This is a genomic window from Streptomyces sp. NPDC002784 (assembly GCF_053592135.1).
This window is the reverse complement of record NZ_JBSFVD010000008.1, coordinates 235,445-250,577: the sequence shown is the minus strand read 5'-3', so window position 1 is coordinate 250,577 and position 15,133 is coordinate 235,445. Positions and strand designations below refer to the sequence as shown.

Here is a 15,133-nt window from a genome sequence, read left to right as displayed (position 1 = left end):
GGAGTTAACAAGTGGCACGCGTCAAGCGGGCAGTCAACGCCCACAAGAAGCGCCGGGCGATCCTCGAGCAGGCCTCCGGCTACCGCGGTCAGCGTTCGCGTCTGTACCGCAAGGCCAAGGAGCAGGTCACCCACTCGCTGGTCTACAACTACAACGACCGCAAGAAGCGCAAGGGTGACTTCCGCCAGCTGTGGATCCAGCGCATCAACGCCGCTGCCCGCGCCAACGGCATCACGTACAACCGCTTCATCCAGGGCCTGAAGGCCGCCAACGTCGAGGTCGACCGCAAGATCCTCGCCGAGCTGGCCGTCAACGACCCGAACGCGTTCGCCGCGCTCGTCGAGGTCGCGCAGAAGGCCCTGCCGAGCGACGTCAACGCGCCGAAGGCCGCGTGACGCTCGCGCTGGCCTGAGCCGACGTGACTGGACGGACCCGTGGGTTTCTACCTACGGGTCCGTCGTTGTGTGAGTTTCTGTGAAGGTGAGCCGCATGCCCCCCGTGTCCCCCGACCTGATCTCCCCCCGTTCCCCCCGTGTCTCCGCCGCCCGGCGGCTGGGCAAGCGGAACTTCCGGGGGAAGGAGCGGCTGTTCCTCGCCGAGGGGCCGCAGGCCGTGCGGGAAGCGGCCGGGCACGACGGCACCCTGGTGGAGCTGTTCGCCACGGTCGAGGCCGCGGAGCGGTACGCCGACATCATCGGCGAGGCCCGGACCGCCGGAGCACGCGTGCACCTCGCCTCCGAGGACGTCATCGCCGACATCTCGACCACCGTCACCCCGCAGGGCCTCGTCGGGGTCTGCCGGTTCCTCGACACTCCCTTCGAGGAGATCCTGGCCGCCCGGCCCCGGCTCGTCGCGGTCCTCGCGCACGTCCGGGACCCCGGCAACGCGGGCACCGTGCTGCGGTGCGCCGACGCCGCGGGCGCCGAGGCCGTCGTACTGACCGACGCGTCCGTCGATGTCTACAACCCCAAGGCCGTACGCGCCTCCGTCGGGTCGCTGTTCCATCTGCCCGTCGCCGTGGGAGTGCCGGTCGAGCGGGCCGTCGCCGGGCTCAAGGACGCCGGGGTGCGCATCCTCGCCGCCGACGGCGCCGGGGACGACGACCTCGACGACGAACTCGACAAGGGGACCATGGGCGGGCCGACCGCCTGGGTGTTCGGGAACGAGGCCTGGGGGCTCCCGGAGGAGACCCGCGCGCTCGCGGACGGCGTCGTGCGCGTACCGATCCACGGCAAGGCCGAGAGCCTGAACCTCGCCACCGCCGCGGCCGTATGTCTCTACGCGTCGGCCCGTGCACAGCGCGCCTTCGGAGGGTGCCGCTCCGTCACCGAGAGCTAGTAGGGTGACCAGCTCGGGGCCCCTCGGTCGTTCGAGAGGTGGGGTACGGGGATGAGTGTCGGCACGAGCAGCGCACCGGGAGCACGGGACATGAGCCACCCGCCCGCGCCCCGGTACGGCGACCTCGCCGAACTCGGCATCACCCCGGACGACCTCCCCGACGGCCTCGTCGTCGCCGACGAGCACGGCCACGTCGTCTGCTTCAACGCCGCCGCCGAGCGCATCACCGCCGTCTCCGCCGCCGAGGCCCTCGGACAGCGTCTGGAGAAGGCCCTGCCGTTAGAGGATCTGGAGGGCCGCCGCTGGTGGCAGGTCACCGACCCGTACGGCGGACTGGCCATCCGCAACCGCCAGCCCGAGCGGAACCTGCTGCTGCCGGGCGGGCGGGAGGTCCTGGTCTCGGTGCGGTACGTCCGGGCCGAGCCCACCGGACCCGTCCGCCGCGTCGTCGTCTCGCTGCGCGACACCGAGGCCCGGCGCCGCACCGAGCGCAGCCACGCCGAGCTGATCGCCACCGTCGCCCACGAGCTGCGCTCGCCGCTCACCTCCGTCAAGGGCTTCACCGCGACCCTGCTCGCCAAGTGGGAGAGGTTCACCGACGACCAGAAGCGGCTGATGCTGGAGACCGTCGACGCCGACGCCGACCGCGTCACCCGGCTCATCGCCGAGCTGCTGGACATCTCGCGGATCGACAGCGGGCGGCTGGAGGTGCGGCGCCAGCCCGTCGACATCGGCGCCGCGGTGGGGCGGCACATCCAGGCGTACGTCGCCGCCGGGCAGCCCGCCGACCGCTTCCTGCTCCGCCTGCAGCAGCCGCTGCCCGACCTGTGGGCCGACCCCGACAAGATCGACCAGGTACTCAGCAACCTGCTGGAAAATGCGGTGCGGCACGGCGAGGGAACCGTCACCATTGACGTCACGCCCACGGCGTCGCCCCGCGAGGGAGAGGACGCCGGCACGTCGGTCACGGTGAGCGACGAGGGGTCCGGCATCCCGGAGGAGTCCATGAACCGCGTCTTCACCCGCTTCTGGCGGGGCAGCAAGCGCGGCGGCACCGGCCTCGGGCTCTACATCGTCAAGGGCATCGTCGAGGCCCACGGCGGCACCATCACGGTCGGCCGCGCCCCCGGCGGCGGCGCCGAGTTCCGATTTACGTTGCCCGTGGCGGCTCCGGCGTATCTCGCCTGACGGCCACGGGCGCATCCGCCTGTCCGCACCCCGTTAGACTCGGCCTTTGGCACCTTTGCGTCCCGGAGACGGCCCACTGAGTCGGTGACGGGGACCTTCAGCCAGCAGATCGGAAGCACGGGAAGAGATGTCGGCACCGAATAAGTCGTACGACCCTGTAGAGGTCGAGGCGTTGAAACCGGAAGAGATCGAGCGCATGCGGGACGAGGCGCTCGCCGCCTTCGCCGCCGCGGACTCGCTCGACGCGCTCCAGGAGGCCAAGGTCGCCCACACCGGCGGCACCTCCCCGCTGGCCCTCGCCAACCGCGAGATCGGCGCCCTGCCCCCGCACGCCAAGGCCGCCGCCGGAAAGCTGGTCGGCCAGGCCCGCGGCGCCGTCAACAAGGCGCTGGCCGCCCGCCAGGCCGAGCTGGAGGCCGAGCGCGACGCCCGGGTGCTGGTCGAGGAGGCGGTGGACGTCACGCTGCCGTTCGACCGGGTACCGGCCGGCGCCCGCCACCCGCTGACCACGCTCTCGGAGCGCATCGAGGACATCTTCGTGGCCATGGGCTACGAGGTCGCCGAGGGCCCCCAGGTCGAGGCCGAGTGGTTCAACTTCGACGCTCTCAACATCGGCCCGGACCACCCGGCGCGCGGCGAGGCGGACACCTTCTTCGTCGAGGGCCCGCAGGGCGGCACCGAGTCCGGTGTCGTGCTGCGCACCCACACCTCGCCCGTCCAGATCCGCTCGCTGCTCGACCGTGAGCTGCCGGTGTACGTGATCTGCCCGGGCCGCGTGTACCGCACCGACGAACTGGACGCCACCCACACCCCGGTCTTCCACCAGGTCGAGCTGCTCGCGGTCGACGAGGGCCTCACCATGGCGGACCTCAAGGGCACGCTGGACCACATGGTGCAGTCCCTGTTCGGCGAGGGCATGAAGACCCGGCTGCGGCCGAACTTCTTCCCGTTCACCGAGCCGTCCGCCGAGATGGACATGGTGTGCTACGTCTGCCGCGGCGAGTCCGTCGGCAACCCCGACCGGCCCTGCCGCACCTGCTCCAGCGAGGGCTGGATCGAGCTGGGCGGCTGCGGCATGGTCAACCCGCGGGTGCTCACCGCCTGCGGCGTCGACCCGGAGAAGTACAGCGGCTTCGCCTTCGGGTTCGGCATCGAGCGGATGCTGATGTTCCGCCACAACGTCGAGGACATGCGAGACATGGTCGAGGGTGACGTCCGGTTCACCCGGCCGTTCGGGATGGAGATCTGATGCGGGTCCCGCTTTCCTGGCTGCGGGAGTACGTCGACCTGCCGGCCACCGAGACCGGCCGCGATGTGCAGGCCAAGCTCATCTCGGCCGGCCTCGAGGTCGAGACGGTCGAGCAGCTCGGCGACGGCCTCAAGGGCCCCCTGGTCGTCGGCCAGGTGCTGACCATCGAGGAGCTGGAGGGCTTCAGGAAGCCGATCCGCTTCTGCACCGTCGACGTCGGCACCGCCAACGGCACGGGCGAGCCGCAGGAGATCGTCTGCGGCGCCCGGAACTTCCAGGCCGGCGACAAGGTCGTGGTCGTGCTCCCCGGCGCCGAGCTGCCCGGCGGCTTCGCGATCTCCGCGCGCAAGACCTACGGCCGTACCTCGCACGGCATGATCTGCTCCAGCGACGAGCTGGGCATGGGCGACGACGGCACCAAGGGCATCATCGTGCTGCCGCCGGAGACCGAGGTCGGCAAGGACGCCATCGAGCTCCTGGAACTGGTCGACGAGGTCCTGGACATCGCCGTCACCGCCAACCGCGGCGACTGCCTGTCCATCCGCGGCGTCGCCCGCGAGACCGCCATCGCCTACGGTCTGCCGCTGCGCGACCCGGCGCTGCTCGACGTCCCGGCCCCGAACGCCTTCGGCTACCCGGTGCGGGTCTCCGAGCCCGTCGGCTGCGACCGCTTCGCCGCGCGTACGGTCACCGGTCTGAGCGCCGAGGCGCGCTCCCCGATCTGGCTGAAGCGCCGGCTGCAGAAGGTCGGCATGCGCCCGATCTCGCTCGCCGTCGACGTCGCCAACTACGTGATGATGGAGCTGGGCCAGCCGCTGCACACCTACGACCGCAAGCTGGTCCAGGGCACCATCGGCGTCCGCCGCGCGACCGAGGGCGAGAAGATCGTCACCCTCGACGGCGTCGAGCGGACGCTGCACGCCGAGGACCTGGTCATCACCGACGACAGCGGCCTCATCGGCCTCGCCGGTGTCATGGGCGGCGCCAACACCGAGATCGCCGATCACGACGACGTCGACAACGCCTCGACCGACGTGGTCATCGAGGCGGCGCACTTCGACGCCGTGGCGATCGCGCGGACGGCCCGCCGGCACAAGCTGTCCTCCGAGGCGTCCCGCCGCTTCGAGCGCGGTGTCGACCCCATGGCCGCCGCCGCGGCCGCCCAGCGCACCGTCGACCTGCTGGTGCTGCTCGCGGGCGGCACCGCCGACGCCGGCGTCACCGAGGTCATCGCCCCGTCCGCGCCGCACACCATCACGGTCGCGGCGGACCACCCGGACAAGGTCGCCGGTGTCGAGTACGGCCGCGAGACCGTCGTACGCCGCCTCCAGGAGGTCGGCTGCGACGTCTACGGACAGGACGAGCTGATCGTCACCGTCCCGTCCTGGCGGCCCGACCTGCTGGAGCAGAACGACCTCGCGGAAGAGGTCATCCGGCTCGAGGGCTACGAGAACCTGCCCTCCACGCTGCCCAAGCCGCCGTCCGGCCGGGGCCTGACCCACCGCCAGCGGCTGCACCGGCGCGTCGGCCGCGCCCTGGCCGGTGCCGGGTACGTCGAGGCGCCGAACTACCCCTTCGTCGGGGAGCAGGTCTTCGACCAGCTCGGTCTCGACGCCGACGACCCGGCACGCCGGGTCGTGAAGCTGACCAACCCGCTCAACGACGAGGAGCCCGCGCTCCGTACGTCGCTGCTGCCGGGCCTGCTCGGCGCGCTGCGGCGCAACGACGGACGGGGCTCGCACGACCTGGCCCTGTTCGAGACCGGCCTGGTCTTCCTGCCCCGCGAGGAGCGGCGGGTCGCCGCGCAGCTGCCCGTGGACCGGCGTCCGACCGACGAGGAGATCGCCGCGCTCGACGCCGTCCTGCCCGAGCAGCCGCGTCATGTCGCCGTCGTCCTCGCGGGCGCCCGCGAGCAGGCCGGCTGGTGGGGCGCGGGCCGTCCGGCCGGGTGGGCCGACGCGGTGCAGGCCGCGCGGACCGTCGCCGCCGAGGCGGGCGCGGAGCTGATCGTGCGGCCCGGGCAGTACGGGCCGTGGCATCCGGGCCGGTGCGCCGAGCTGGTCGTCACCGTCGACGGTGCCGAGCGGGTCGTGGGCCACGCCGGTGAGCTGCACCCGCGTGTCCTCAAGGCGCTGGGACTGCCCGCGCGCACCTGCGCGATGGAGCTGGACCTGGACGCGCTGGAGCAGGTGGGCGACGGGGTGCCGCAGGCTCCGGGCATCTCCTCGTTCCCGGTCGCCACGCAGGATGTCGCCCTCGTCGTCGACAAGTTCGTGCCGCACGTCGAGGTGGAGGCCGCGCTGCGCGAGGGCGCGGGGGGCCTGCTGGAGGCCATCCGGCTGTTCGACGTGTACGAGAACGCGGAGCAGCTGGGTGACGGGAAGAAGTCGCTGGCGTACGCGCTGCGGTTCCGGGCGCCGGATCGCACGCTGACCGTGGACGAGGCTTCGGCGGCCCGGGACGCGGCGGTCGCCCTCGCGGGCGAGCGGACCGGGGCGGTGCTGCGGGGCTAGTCCTCGCAACGGGTCACCTCACTCGTTCGAGTGAGAACTGCCGGTGTACTGGTCCTCTTGGGCCATGCGGTCGACAGAATCGGACCGGCCTTTCGGGGTCGGTCCGATTCTGCGTTGACGCGGCCTACTTGGGGGCCACCGGCATGATCCGCATCAAGGCTGTGTTTCCCCGTCGGCTGCTCGCGCTGGGGCTGCCCACCGCCTGGGGCGCGATGGCGATCACCTACAAGCTCACCTGTCCGCTCGCCCAGCAGGACGGCATCGGAGCCCGCGCGGTCACCAGCGCCGTCTTCTTCGCGGTCGGCACCGGGCTGATCCTCCATGTCCGCCACGTGCTGCTGCGGGAGCTGCGGCAGATCCGCCGGGTCGCCGGAGTCGCGCAGAGCGTGCTGCTGCGCCCGCTGCCGCCGCGGATCGACGGACTGAACATCGCCGCCGCCCAGCTCTCCGCCGACCGGGGGGCCTCGGTGGGCGGGGACCTGTACGAGGTCATCGCCACCGAGCACGGGGTGCGCGTGGTGATGGGCGACGTACGAGGACACGGCATCGCCGCCGTCGGCACGGCCGCGGCACTTCTCGGCAGCTTCCGCGAGGCGGTCCACGACGAGCCGGACCTGGGGCGGGTGCTCCGGCGACTGGACCGCGCCCTCGCCCGGCACCTGCGGGAGCGGTACCGGGACGAACCCGCGGCGGCGGAGGAGTTCGCCACCGTCCTGCTGCTGGAGATCGGCCGGGACGCGGAGGTGCTGGCCCTCAACTGCGGCCATCCCTGGCCCTACTTGATCAGCGGCACGCGGGTGGAGCCCCTGGCGCGCGCGGATCCGCTGCCGCCGCTCGGTCCCTTCCCGCTGCCGAAGGAACTGGCGGCCGTTTCGTGCGGACCGTTGCTCCCCGGCGAGTCCCTGACCCTGTACACGGACGGTGCGGAAGACGCGCGGGACGCGCGTGGCCGGTTCTTTTCGCTCCCGGCGGCTCTGCTGGGCGCGTCCCGCACACACCCCGGCTCCCCGCAGCTGATCCTCCGTACGGTATTGAGCGCGCTGATGCGTCACGCGGGCGGCACACCCTCCGACGACATCGCACTGCTGATCCTGCGGAACGACCGAACTCACGTGAGGGACAACCCCGTAGGGGCGCGGGGAACCGCGCGACCAGCCACATCGAACCCGCGGCCGACAACGCACCTTGGGCGCAACGGCGTTTAGCCGAACCGCCCAGCCCCCGGCAGGGCCGCCGCACTGTACGAGGGGGAGCCGGCGGCCCGGCCGGCCTCTTGCGAGGCAATTCAGTCAACCGGCTGGAAACTCTCCGCGACAGTGCGCACACTGCGCGGATTCGAGCACTCCGTTCACACCCCGTGTGAAGCCGGAACCACTACTCTGACGGCACCGAGCCACCCGGGGGGCATATATGCAGCCCAACACTCTGCTCGACGCGATCCTGGACGAGGCGGGGATCTCGCACGCGGGGCTGGCAGCACACGTGAACCAGGCCGGACGGGCGCGCGGGCTCGCGCTCAGGTACGAACACACCGCCGTCGCACGGTGGTTGAAGGGGCAGCGGCCGCGCGGTCAAGTCCCGGACCTGATCTGCGAGGTGCTGGCCGGCCGCCTCCAACGCCCGGTCACCCTCGACGACATCGGACTCGGCGTCCCCGGCGAGCCCTCCGCCCCGCACGCCACCTCGCTGTCCGGGTTCGTCGAGCGGGCCACCGCCCTGTGGCGCTCCGACGAACAGCAGCGTCCGCACATCCTCGGCGCGCCCGCCGTCACCGGCACCCCCGCCGTGATGCCGGTGTGGGAGTGGGAGAACCCGCCCGAGGACGTGGACGTCTCGCGCGGCGGCCGACACCGGGTCACGCCCGCCGACCTGGAGATGCTGCGGGCCGCCCGCACCCACTACGAGCAGATGTACCGCAAGGCCGGCGGCATCGCGACCCGCACCCGGATCGTCGGCTTCCTCAACGCCGAGGCCGCCCCGCTGCTGCGCGGCAGCTACACCGACGCCATCGGCCGCCAACTCCACCGGGCCACCGGCGGACTGGTGGCCGTCGCCGGGATCTGCGCCTACGACTCCGACGCGCACGGCCTGGCCCAGCGCTACTTCCACCAGGCGCTGCGGCTCGCGAAGGCCAGCGGTGACCGGGGGCTCGGCGCCTATGTGATCGCCCTGCTGGTCAACCAGGCGCTGTTCATGCGGGAGTTCCGCCAGGCCGTCGCCTTCGCGGAGGCCGCGTTGCGCGCCGCGGGCCGGCACATCACCCCGGCGCTCGCCTCGGATCTGTACGCGATGCAGGCGAAGGCGTACGCGCACCTCGGTGACGGCACGAGCGCCCTGTCCTGCATCCGGCGTGCCGAGCAGGCCGCCGAACGCATCCGGCGCGGATACGAACCCGACGAAACGGGCTATGTCCAGCCGGGGCTCGTCAACGTCCAGGTGGCGGAGGCGCTGCTGAGCCTCGGCGAACTCGCGGCGGCCGGGGAGCACGCGGCCGCGGCCGTCGACAATCCCGCCCATGACCGCGGCCGGGTGCACCGGCTCGCCATGCTCAGCACGATCGAGCTGCGTCAGGGCCACGCCGACAAGGCGGTGGCCACCGCGGTGCAGATGGCCGAACAGGCGAGGGGAATGGAGTCCCAGCGGCTGCGCGACAGACTCCGCGCGGTACGCGAATACCTGGTGCGCAGCGGCTGCGCGGGCACCTCCGAGGCCGCGGAACTCATCGACGGCGCACTACGCGTACCGCTGTAGGACGGTGCTCGACCACCGACAGCTCACAGTCCCTGCTGCGATATTGCCACTTACTCGACGGAAGGTGGCAGAACCGTGCAGTGGGCGAAACAGAGCGAACAAACTGTGTACTCAAATCGCTGGTTCAGCGTCAATCTCGCGGATGTCGAACTGCCGGACGGCCGGCACCTCGACCACTTCCTGATCCGGCTGCGGCCGGTCGCCGTGGCCACGGTGGTCAACGAGGCCAATGAGGTCCTCCTCCTGTGGCGGCACCGGTTCATCACCGACAGCTGGGGGTGGGAACTCGCGGCCGGAGTGGTCGAGGACGGCGAGGACATCGCCGTGGCGGCCGCCAGGGAACTGGAGGAGGAGACCGGCTGGCGGCCGGGACGGCTGCACCACCTCATGAGCGTGGAGCCGTCCAACGGACTCACCGACGCCAGGCACCACATCTACTGGGCCGACGAGGGTGAGTACGTCGGGCACCCCGTGGACGACTTCGAGTCGGACCGCCGGGAATGGGTCCCCCTCAAACTCGTCCCCGACATGGTCGCCCGTGGGGAGGTCCCGGCCGCCAACATGGCGGCCGCGTTACTCCTGCTGCACCACCTCAGGCTCGGGCAGGACGCGTTGCCCTGATCCCCCCGTCGCGCCCTGCGAGCTAGTGCCCGAGGGCCTGCCAGATCGCCACGACGAGCGCGCCCAGCGCGGTCAGCACCGCCACCGCGGGCAGCGGCCAGCGGGCGTGCTCCAGGGCGACGATGCGCGCGGACAGATCATCGAGCTCCTTGCATGTCTCCTCGGTGCGATGGCTGAGCAGGGCCAGGCCTCCCTCGACACGGGCATAGGCCACATCGAGGCGACGCCGTAACTCTGCGAGTTCTCCATGGACCACGGGATGCTCGGGTTCGGCGGTCACGAGTCCGCTCCTTTCCGTAGTCGTCACATCCCTGCGTGCGCTCTTGCATGCGCATGAAGAGTCAACTCGCCTGGTGGGCGCGTGGGGAGAGTGTGCGAAGGGCATATGCGAGCCCGGCGCGCACACGGTGTGTGAATGCCGCGGGCCCGGCGCTCCGAGGAGTGCCGGGCCCGTGCTCGTCGCACTGTGTAATCAGCACCCTGCATCGGGCACTGTGCAATCAGTAGCTGTAGAACCCCGAACCGGACTTGCGGCCGAGGCGGCCGGCGTCGACCATGCGCTGGAGCAGCGGGGGAGCGGCGTAGAGCGGCTCCTTGTACTCCTCGTACATCGAGTACGCGACCGAGGCGACGGTGTCCAGACCGATCAGATCGGACAGCTTCAGCGGGCCCATCGGGTGGGCGCAGCCGAGCTCCATGCCGTTGTCGATGTCCTCGCGGCTGGCGATGCCCGACTCGAACATCCGGATAGCGGAGAGCAGGTAGGGGATCAGCAGCGCGTTCACCACGAACCCCGAGCGGTCCTGGGCGCGGATGGCGTGCTTGCCGAGCACCTTCTCGGTGAAGACCTGAGCGCGGCTGAGGGTGCCCTCGGAGGTGGTGAGCGCCGGGATCAGCTCGACCAGCTTCTGCACCGGGGCCGGGTTGAAGAAGTGGATGCCGATGACCTGGTCGGGCCGCGAGGTGGCGACCGCGAGCTTCACCAGCGGGATGGAGGAGGTGTTCGACGCCAGGATCGCGTCCGGCCGGGTCACGACCTGGTCCAGCACCTGGAAGATCTCGGTCTTGACCTGCTCGTTCTCCACGACGGCCTCGATCACCAGATCGCGGTCCGCGAACTCGCCGAGGTCGGTGGTGAAGCTGAGCCGCGCCTGCGTGGCCGCCAGCTCGTCCTCGCTGATCTTGCCGCGCTCGGCGGCCTTGGCCAGGGAGTTGAACAGCCGGGTACGGCCGATCTCCAGGGCCTCGCCGGTGGTCTCGGCGACCTTCACGTCCAGCCCGGACCGGGCGCACACCTCGGCGATGCCGGCTCCCATCTGGCCGCAGCCCACCACTCCGACGCGTTCGATGTCGGTCACATCGTCCCTTTCGCTGAACTTCGGCTGTGGCAGGACCCCGGGTCCCGGTGCCTGCTCCGTTCGTGCACGTTACCGCCAAGTATCGATGATCGATCGCCGGGGTGGGGGCATCCTGGGGCGCGAAGACGATCCGTGACCGTGCGGATCCGCAGTGCGATGGGGGTGCGCGAAATGGGCCGAGTCACGCGTCGGGCCTTCGCCCTGGCCGCGTTGGGAGCCTTCTCGACGGCCTCGGGAGCGTCGGCGGCGCCGGAGCGGCGGCATGCGGCGGGCGGCGAGATGCGGGGCATGTGGCTGGCGACGGTCGCGGGCCGGGACTGGCCCTCCGCTCCGGGTCTCAGCGCGGCGAAACAGCGCGCCGAGCTGATCGCCCACCTCGACACCGCGGTACGGCGCCGGCTGAACACGGTGATCTTCCAGGTGCGTCCGACGGCCGACGCGCTGTGGCCCTCGCCGCACGAACCCTGGTCGGCCGTGCTGACCGGGACGCAGGGCAAGGCGCCGGGGTGGGATCCGCTCGGCACGGCCGTCCGGGAGGCCCACGCCCGCGGCCTGGAGCTGCACGCCTGGTTCAACCCGTACCGGATCGCCAACCACACGGACCTGAGCGCGCTCGTCGCCTCGCACCCGGCCCGGCGGCACCCCGACTGGGTGGTGCGCCACGGCGGGAAGCTCTACTACAACCCCGGGCTGCCCGAGGTCCGCGCCTTCGTGCAGGACGCGATGATGGACGCGGTCGAGAGGTACGCCGTGGACGGCGTGCACTTCGACGACTACTTCTATCCGTATCCGCGGGCGGGCCAGACCTTCGACGACGACGAGGCCTACGACCGGCACGGCGGCGGCTTCTCGGGCCGGGCCGCGTGGCGGCGCCACAACATCGACCGACTGGTCCAGGAGACGTCGGCCCGGGTCCGGCGGATCCGGCCGGGCGCCCGGTTCGGCATCAGCCCCTTCGGGGTGTGGCGCAACGCGGGCACCGACCCGCTCGGCAGCGACACCCGGGCCCTGCAGGCGTACGACGACCTGTACGCGGACACGCGCACGTGGGTGCGGCAGAACTGGCTCGACTACATCTGCCCGCAGCTGTACTGGCCCATCGGCCACGCCGCCGCCGACTACGCCGTCCTGCTGCCCTGGTGGGCCCGCACGGTCAGGGGCACCGCGACACAGCTGTACGTCGGTGAGGGGCTGTACCGGGCGGGCGACCCGGCGCAGGGCGCCGCCTGGCAGAAACCGGCCGAGCTGTCCCGGCACCTCACGCTGGCCAAGGAGCACCCGGAGGCGCGCGGGCATGTCTTCTTCGCCGCCAAGGAGGTGGCGGCGGATCCGATCGGGGCCATGGCGCGGGTGGTCGCCGACCACTACCGGCAGCCGGCGGCGCCCGCGCGCCGACCTACATCGGGGTGATGTCCCGGTGGGGCATCCGCGTGTGGCGGATCTCGGTGTCGGGGCCGGGCGAGCACAGGCCCTCGTGCCCGTCCTCGAAGCGGACGCGGTAGGGCGGATTGCCCTCCTGGCCCAGGACTTCGACGATCTCGCCGACCTTGTCGTGCTGTCCGACCACCCTGCCGTGCTGGACAAGTTGGTCGCCCACGGTTGCACGCATCTGGGGGCCTCCTCAGCATGTGCGGGAGCAGCGGTCCGTGGCCTTGAGCCCACGGCCGCGGGCGGCGGTGGGAAGGGGGTCGTACGACCCGCTCAACCGCGCGCCCGTTGGGTGACGGCGATGCAGACGAGCACCGCCGCGGCCGTCAGCGGGGCGGCCACTGTCAGATGCTCGCCCAGCAGCAGCACCGACCACACCAGTGTGAGCAGCGGCTGCGCCAACTGCAACTGGCTGGCCTTGGGGATGCCGATGACCGCCATGCCCCGGTACCAGACGACCAGGCCGGCGAACTGCGAGCCGGCCGCGACCCACAGCAGCCCGGTCACGCTGTGCGCGGTGAGCTGGACCGGCTCCTGGGTCAGGGCGAGCACGGCGGCGGGCACGGACACCGGCAGGCAGAACACCAGCGCCCAGCCGATGACGTGCCAGCCCGGCATGACCCGGGCCAGCCGGCCGCCCTCGGTGTAACCGGCCGCGCACACCAGCAGGGCCGCGAAGAGATACAGGTCGGCGGTGGTGAGGGCGCCGCCGCTCTGCTGCACGGTGAACGCGACGACCGCGGCGGCTCCGGCCAGCGCGGCCGTCCAGAAGGTGCGCGAGGGCCGGGTGCCCATGCGCAGGGCGGAGAGCAGCGCGGTGGTCAGCGGGAGCAGGCCGACGACGACCGCCGCGTGCGCGGTGGTGGACGTCTGGAGCGCGAGCGTGGTCAGCAGGGGGAAGCCGACGACCACTCCGGCCGCCACGACGGCGAGCCCCGCCCAGTGCCGGCGGTCCGGCAGCGGCACCCGCAGCGCCAGCAGACAGCCACCGGCGAGCACGGCGGCGAGGACGCTGCGCACGGCCACCAGCGACCAGGGGCCGAAGCCCTCCAGGCCCCAAGCGGTCGCGGGGAAGGTGAGGGAGAAGGCGGTCACGCCGAGCGCGGCCAGCAGGGTGCCGTACGCCGGTGAGGTGCCGCTCGGGGTGTCGACCGCTATCCGACTCGGAGCGGTAGCGCTACTCTGTGCTCTCATGCAAGAGCGTAGCAGCGTCGGTGAACTGGCGGATCAACTGCGGCGAGAGCTCGACCGCTACTCATACGGTGGAAAGCTCCCGTCGAGCCGGGCCCTCGTCGAGCGGTTCCGGGTGAGCCCGGTGACCGTCTCGCGGGCCCTGGCGCAGCTGGCCGCCGAGGGCCTGGTGGTGACCCGGCCCGGCTCCGGAGCCTTCCGGGCCCGGCCGCGGGCGGAGGCGGCGCCCGCCGGGGACACCTCCTGGCAGGAGGTCTCGCTGAGCGCGGACGGCGCCGCCGAACTCGTGCCGCGCTCGGTGGACGCCTCCGGTGTCCTCGTCTCGCTCGCCGCTCCGCCGCCCGGAGTGGTCGAGTTCAACGGCGGCTATCTGCACCCCTCCCTGCAGCCGGAGCGCGCCATGGCGGCGGCGCTGTCCCGGGCGGGGCGCCGGCCCGGGGCCTGGGGGCGGCCGCCCATGGAAGGGCTGCCGGAGCTGCGCGAGTGGTTCGCGCGGAGCATCGGCGGCGCGGTCACCGCGGCCGAGGTGCTGGTCACCTCCGGCGGCCAGTCGGCGCTCACCACGGCCCTGCGCGCGCTGGCACCGCCCGGGGCGCCGGTCCTGGTGGAGTCGCCCACCTACCCCGGCATGCTGGCCATCGCCCGGGCCGCCGGCCTGCGCCCGGTGCCGGTCCCGGTGGACCCGGACGGAGTGCGCCCCGCCCTCCTCGCCGACGCGTTCCGGGCCACCGGCGCCCGCGTCTTCGTCTGCCAGCCGCTCTTCCAGAACCCGACCGGCGCCGTGCTCGCCCCGGACCGCCGCGCCGAGGTGCTGCGCATCGCGCGCGCGGCCGGCGCGTTCGTGATCGAGGACGACTTCGTCCGACGGCTGGTGCACGAGGACGCCGGGCCGCTGCCGCGTCCGCTGGCCGCGGACGATCCCGACGGGGTGGTGGTGCACGTGTGCTCCCTGACCAAGGCCACCTCGCCGAGCTTCCGGGTCAGCGCGCTGGCCGCCCGCGGTCCGGTGCTGGAGCGGCTGCGCGCCATCCAGGTCGTCGACACCTTCTTCGTGCCCCGGCCGCTGCAGGAGGCGGCCCTGGAACTCGTCGGCTCGCCCGCCTGGCCCCGCCATCTGCGCGCGATCTCCACGCAGTTGCGGCTGCGCCGGGACACGATGACGGCCGCGCTGCTGAGCGAGCTGCCCGAACTGGCCCTGCCGCACATCCCGTCCGGCGGCTACCACCTCTGGCCCCGGCTGCCCGACGGCACCGACGAGACCGCCCTGGCCGCGGCCGCCCTGCGCGCGGGCGTCGCGATCACCCCCGGCCGCCCGTACTTCAGCGCCGAACCCCCGGCCCCCCACTTGCGCCTGAGCTTCGCCGCGGTGGCGGGGACGGGCGAGATCGCGGAAGGGGTACGGCGGCTGCGGCGGGCCCTGGAGGAGGTCCGCTAGCCGACGGCGGCCGGTGCTGACCTGCGAGTAAGGTCTTGGGTACGCTGGGTGACTCAGAGGT

14 protein-coding genes are annotated in these 15,133 nt (G+C 72.2%); 10 read left to right on the top strand and 4 right to left on the bottom strand.

Annotated elements, in window-relative coordinates:
- Window positions 1-11: 11 nt before the first annotated feature.
- The 8 genes from rplT (at window position 12) to ACWD1Z_RS17910 (ending at window position 9,660) form a co-directional block, all read left to right on the top strand.
- Entirely contained in the window at window positions 12-395 is a 384-nt protein-coding gene (gene rplT, locus ACWD1Z_RS17945) for a 50S ribosomal protein L20 (protein ID WP_003977226.1), read from the top strand.
- Window positions 396-489: 94 nt separating this feature from the next.
- Window positions 490-1,338: a TrmH family RNA methyltransferase gene (locus ACWD1Z_RS17940; protein ID WP_451119655.1), complete on the top strand. Its 849-nt coding sequence runs from the start codon at window positions 490-492 to the stop codon at window positions 1,336-1,338.
- 51 nt (window positions 1,339-1,389) lie between these two features.
- Window positions 1,390-2,526, top strand: coding sequence for an ATP-binding protein (locus tag ACWD1Z_RS17935; protein ID WP_451119653.1), 1,137 nt, complete (start codon window positions 1,390-1,392; stop codon window positions 2,524-2,526).
- A 127-nt stretch (window positions 2,527-2,653) separates the two neighbouring features.
- Window positions 2,654-3,775, top strand: a complete 1,122-nt coding sequence (gene pheS / locus ACWD1Z_RS17930) for a phenylalanine--tRNA ligase subunit alpha (protein ID WP_451119651.1) — start codon at window positions 2,654-2,656, stop codon at window positions 3,773-3,775.
- Window positions 3,775-6,288: a phenylalanine--tRNA ligase subunit beta gene (gene pheT / locus ACWD1Z_RS17925; RefSeq protein WP_451119649.1), complete on the top strand. Its 2,514-nt coding sequence runs from the start codon at window positions 3,775-3,777 to the stop codon at window positions 6,286-6,288. Before pheS ends, pheT begins: the two co-directional genes overlap by 1 nt.
- A gap of 143 nt (window positions 6,289-6,431) precedes the next feature.
- Window positions 6,432-7,493, top strand: a complete 1,062-nt coding sequence (locus ACWD1Z_RS17920; protein ID WP_451119648.1) for a PP2C family protein-serine/threonine phosphatase — start codon at window positions 6,432-6,434, stop codon at window positions 7,491-7,493.
- Window positions 7,494-7,698: 205 nt separating this feature from the next.
- Window positions 7,699-9,039 (top strand): transcriptional regulator, encoded by a 1,341-nt coding sequence (locus tag ACWD1Z_RS17915; RefSeq protein WP_389419323.1) that lies wholly within the window; start codon window positions 7,699-7,701, stop codon window positions 9,037-9,039.
- A 75-nt stretch (window positions 9,040-9,114) separates the two neighbouring features.
- On the top strand, window positions 9,115-9,660 hold the full coding sequence (locus tag ACWD1Z_RS17910) for an NUDIX hydrolase (protein ID WP_389419322.1): 546 nt from the start codon (window positions 9,115-9,117) through the stop codon (window positions 9,658-9,660).
- 22 nt (window positions 9,661-9,682) lie between these two features.
- Here the strand turns inward: ACWD1Z_RS17910 and ACWD1Z_RS17905 are convergent, their stop codons facing one another.
- Both ACWD1Z_RS17905 and ACWD1Z_RS17900 read right to left on the bottom strand, forming a co-directional pair.
- Window positions 9,683-9,940, bottom strand: coding sequence for a hypothetical protein (locus tag ACWD1Z_RS17905; RefSeq protein ID WP_389419321.1), 258 nt, complete (start codon window positions 9,938-9,940; stop codon window positions 9,683-9,685).
- Between the two features lie 220 nt (window positions 9,941-10,160).
- Entirely contained in the window at window positions 10,161-11,018 is an 858-nt protein-coding gene (locus tag ACWD1Z_RS17900; RefSeq protein ID WP_451119645.1) for a 3-hydroxybutyryl-CoA dehydrogenase, read from the bottom strand.
- A 171-nt stretch (window positions 11,019-11,189) separates the two neighbouring features.
- Here ACWD1Z_RS17900 and ACWD1Z_RS17895 point away from each other — a divergent pair, with 171 nt between their 5' ends.
- The gene (locus ACWD1Z_RS17895; RefSeq protein WP_451119643.1) at window positions 11,190-12,428 is read left to right on the top strand and encodes a glycoside hydrolase family 10 protein; all 1,239 of its coding nucleotides are present in this window, start codon (window positions 11,190-11,192) and stop codon (window positions 12,426-12,428) included.
- Here the strand turns inward: ACWD1Z_RS17895 and ACWD1Z_RS17890 are convergent.
- Both ACWD1Z_RS17890 and ACWD1Z_RS17885 read right to left on the bottom strand, forming a co-directional pair.
- Window positions 12,415-12,627, bottom strand: a complete 213-nt coding sequence (locus ACWD1Z_RS17890; RefSeq protein ID WP_389419318.1) for a DUF1918 domain-containing protein — start codon at window positions 12,625-12,627, stop codon at window positions 12,415-12,417. The two genes, ACWD1Z_RS17895 and ACWD1Z_RS17890, sit on opposite strands and share 14 nt — an antisense overlap.
- A gap of 92 nt (window positions 12,628-12,719) precedes the next feature.
- Entirely contained in the window at window positions 12,720-13,640 is a 921-nt protein-coding gene (locus tag ACWD1Z_RS17885) for a DMT family transporter (protein WP_451119641.1), read from the bottom strand.
- Here ACWD1Z_RS17885 and ACWD1Z_RS17880 point away from each other — a divergent pair.
- On the top strand, window positions 13,639-15,072 hold the full coding sequence (locus tag ACWD1Z_RS17880; protein WP_451119639.1) for an aminotransferase-like domain-containing protein: 1,434 nt from the start codon (window positions 13,639-13,641) through the stop codon (window positions 15,070-15,072). The genes ACWD1Z_RS17885 and ACWD1Z_RS17880 overlap by 2 nt on opposite strands.
- Window positions 15,073-15,133 lie beyond the last annotated feature (61 nt).

Coding starts and splice junctions, on each gene's coding strand:
- ACWD1Z_RS17880 (WP_451119639.1), top strand. CDS start 13,639: ATGCAAGAGCGTAGCAGCGTCGGTGAACTGGCGGATCAACTGCGGCGA.
- ACWD1Z_RS17890 (WP_389419318.1), bottom strand. CDS start 12,627: ATGCGTGCAACCGTGGGCGACCAACTTGTCCAGCACGGCAGGGTGGTC.
- ACWD1Z_RS17885 (WP_451119641.1), bottom strand. CDS start 13,640: ATGAGAGCACAGAGTAGCGCTACCGCTCCGAGTCGGATAGCGGTCGAC.
- pheT (WP_451119649.1), top strand. CDS start 3,775: ATGCGGGTCCCGCTTTCCTGGCTGCGGGAGTACGTCGACCTGCCGGCC.
- ACWD1Z_RS17935 (WP_451119653.1), top strand. CDS start 1,390: ATGAGTGTCGGCACGAGCAGCGCACCGGGAGCACGGGACATGAGCCAC.
- ACWD1Z_RS17915 (WP_389419323.1), top strand. CDS start 7,699: ATGCAGCCCAACACTCTGCTCGACGCGATCCTGGACGAGGCGGGGATC.
- ACWD1Z_RS17895 (WP_451119643.1), top strand. CDS start 11,190: ATGGGCCGAGTCACGCGTCGGGCCTTCGCCCTGGCCGCGTTGGGAGCC.
- ACWD1Z_RS17940 (WP_451119655.1), top strand. CDS start 490: ATGCCCCCCGTGTCCCCCGACCTGATCTCCCCCCGTTCCCCCCGTGTC.
- ACWD1Z_RS17920 (WP_451119648.1), top strand. CDS start 6,432: ATGATCCGCATCAAGGCTGTGTTTCCCCGTCGGCTGCTCGCGCTGGGG.
- pheS (WP_451119651.1), top strand. CDS start 2,654: ATGTCGGCACCGAATAAGTCGTACGACCCTGTAGAGGTCGAGGCGTTG.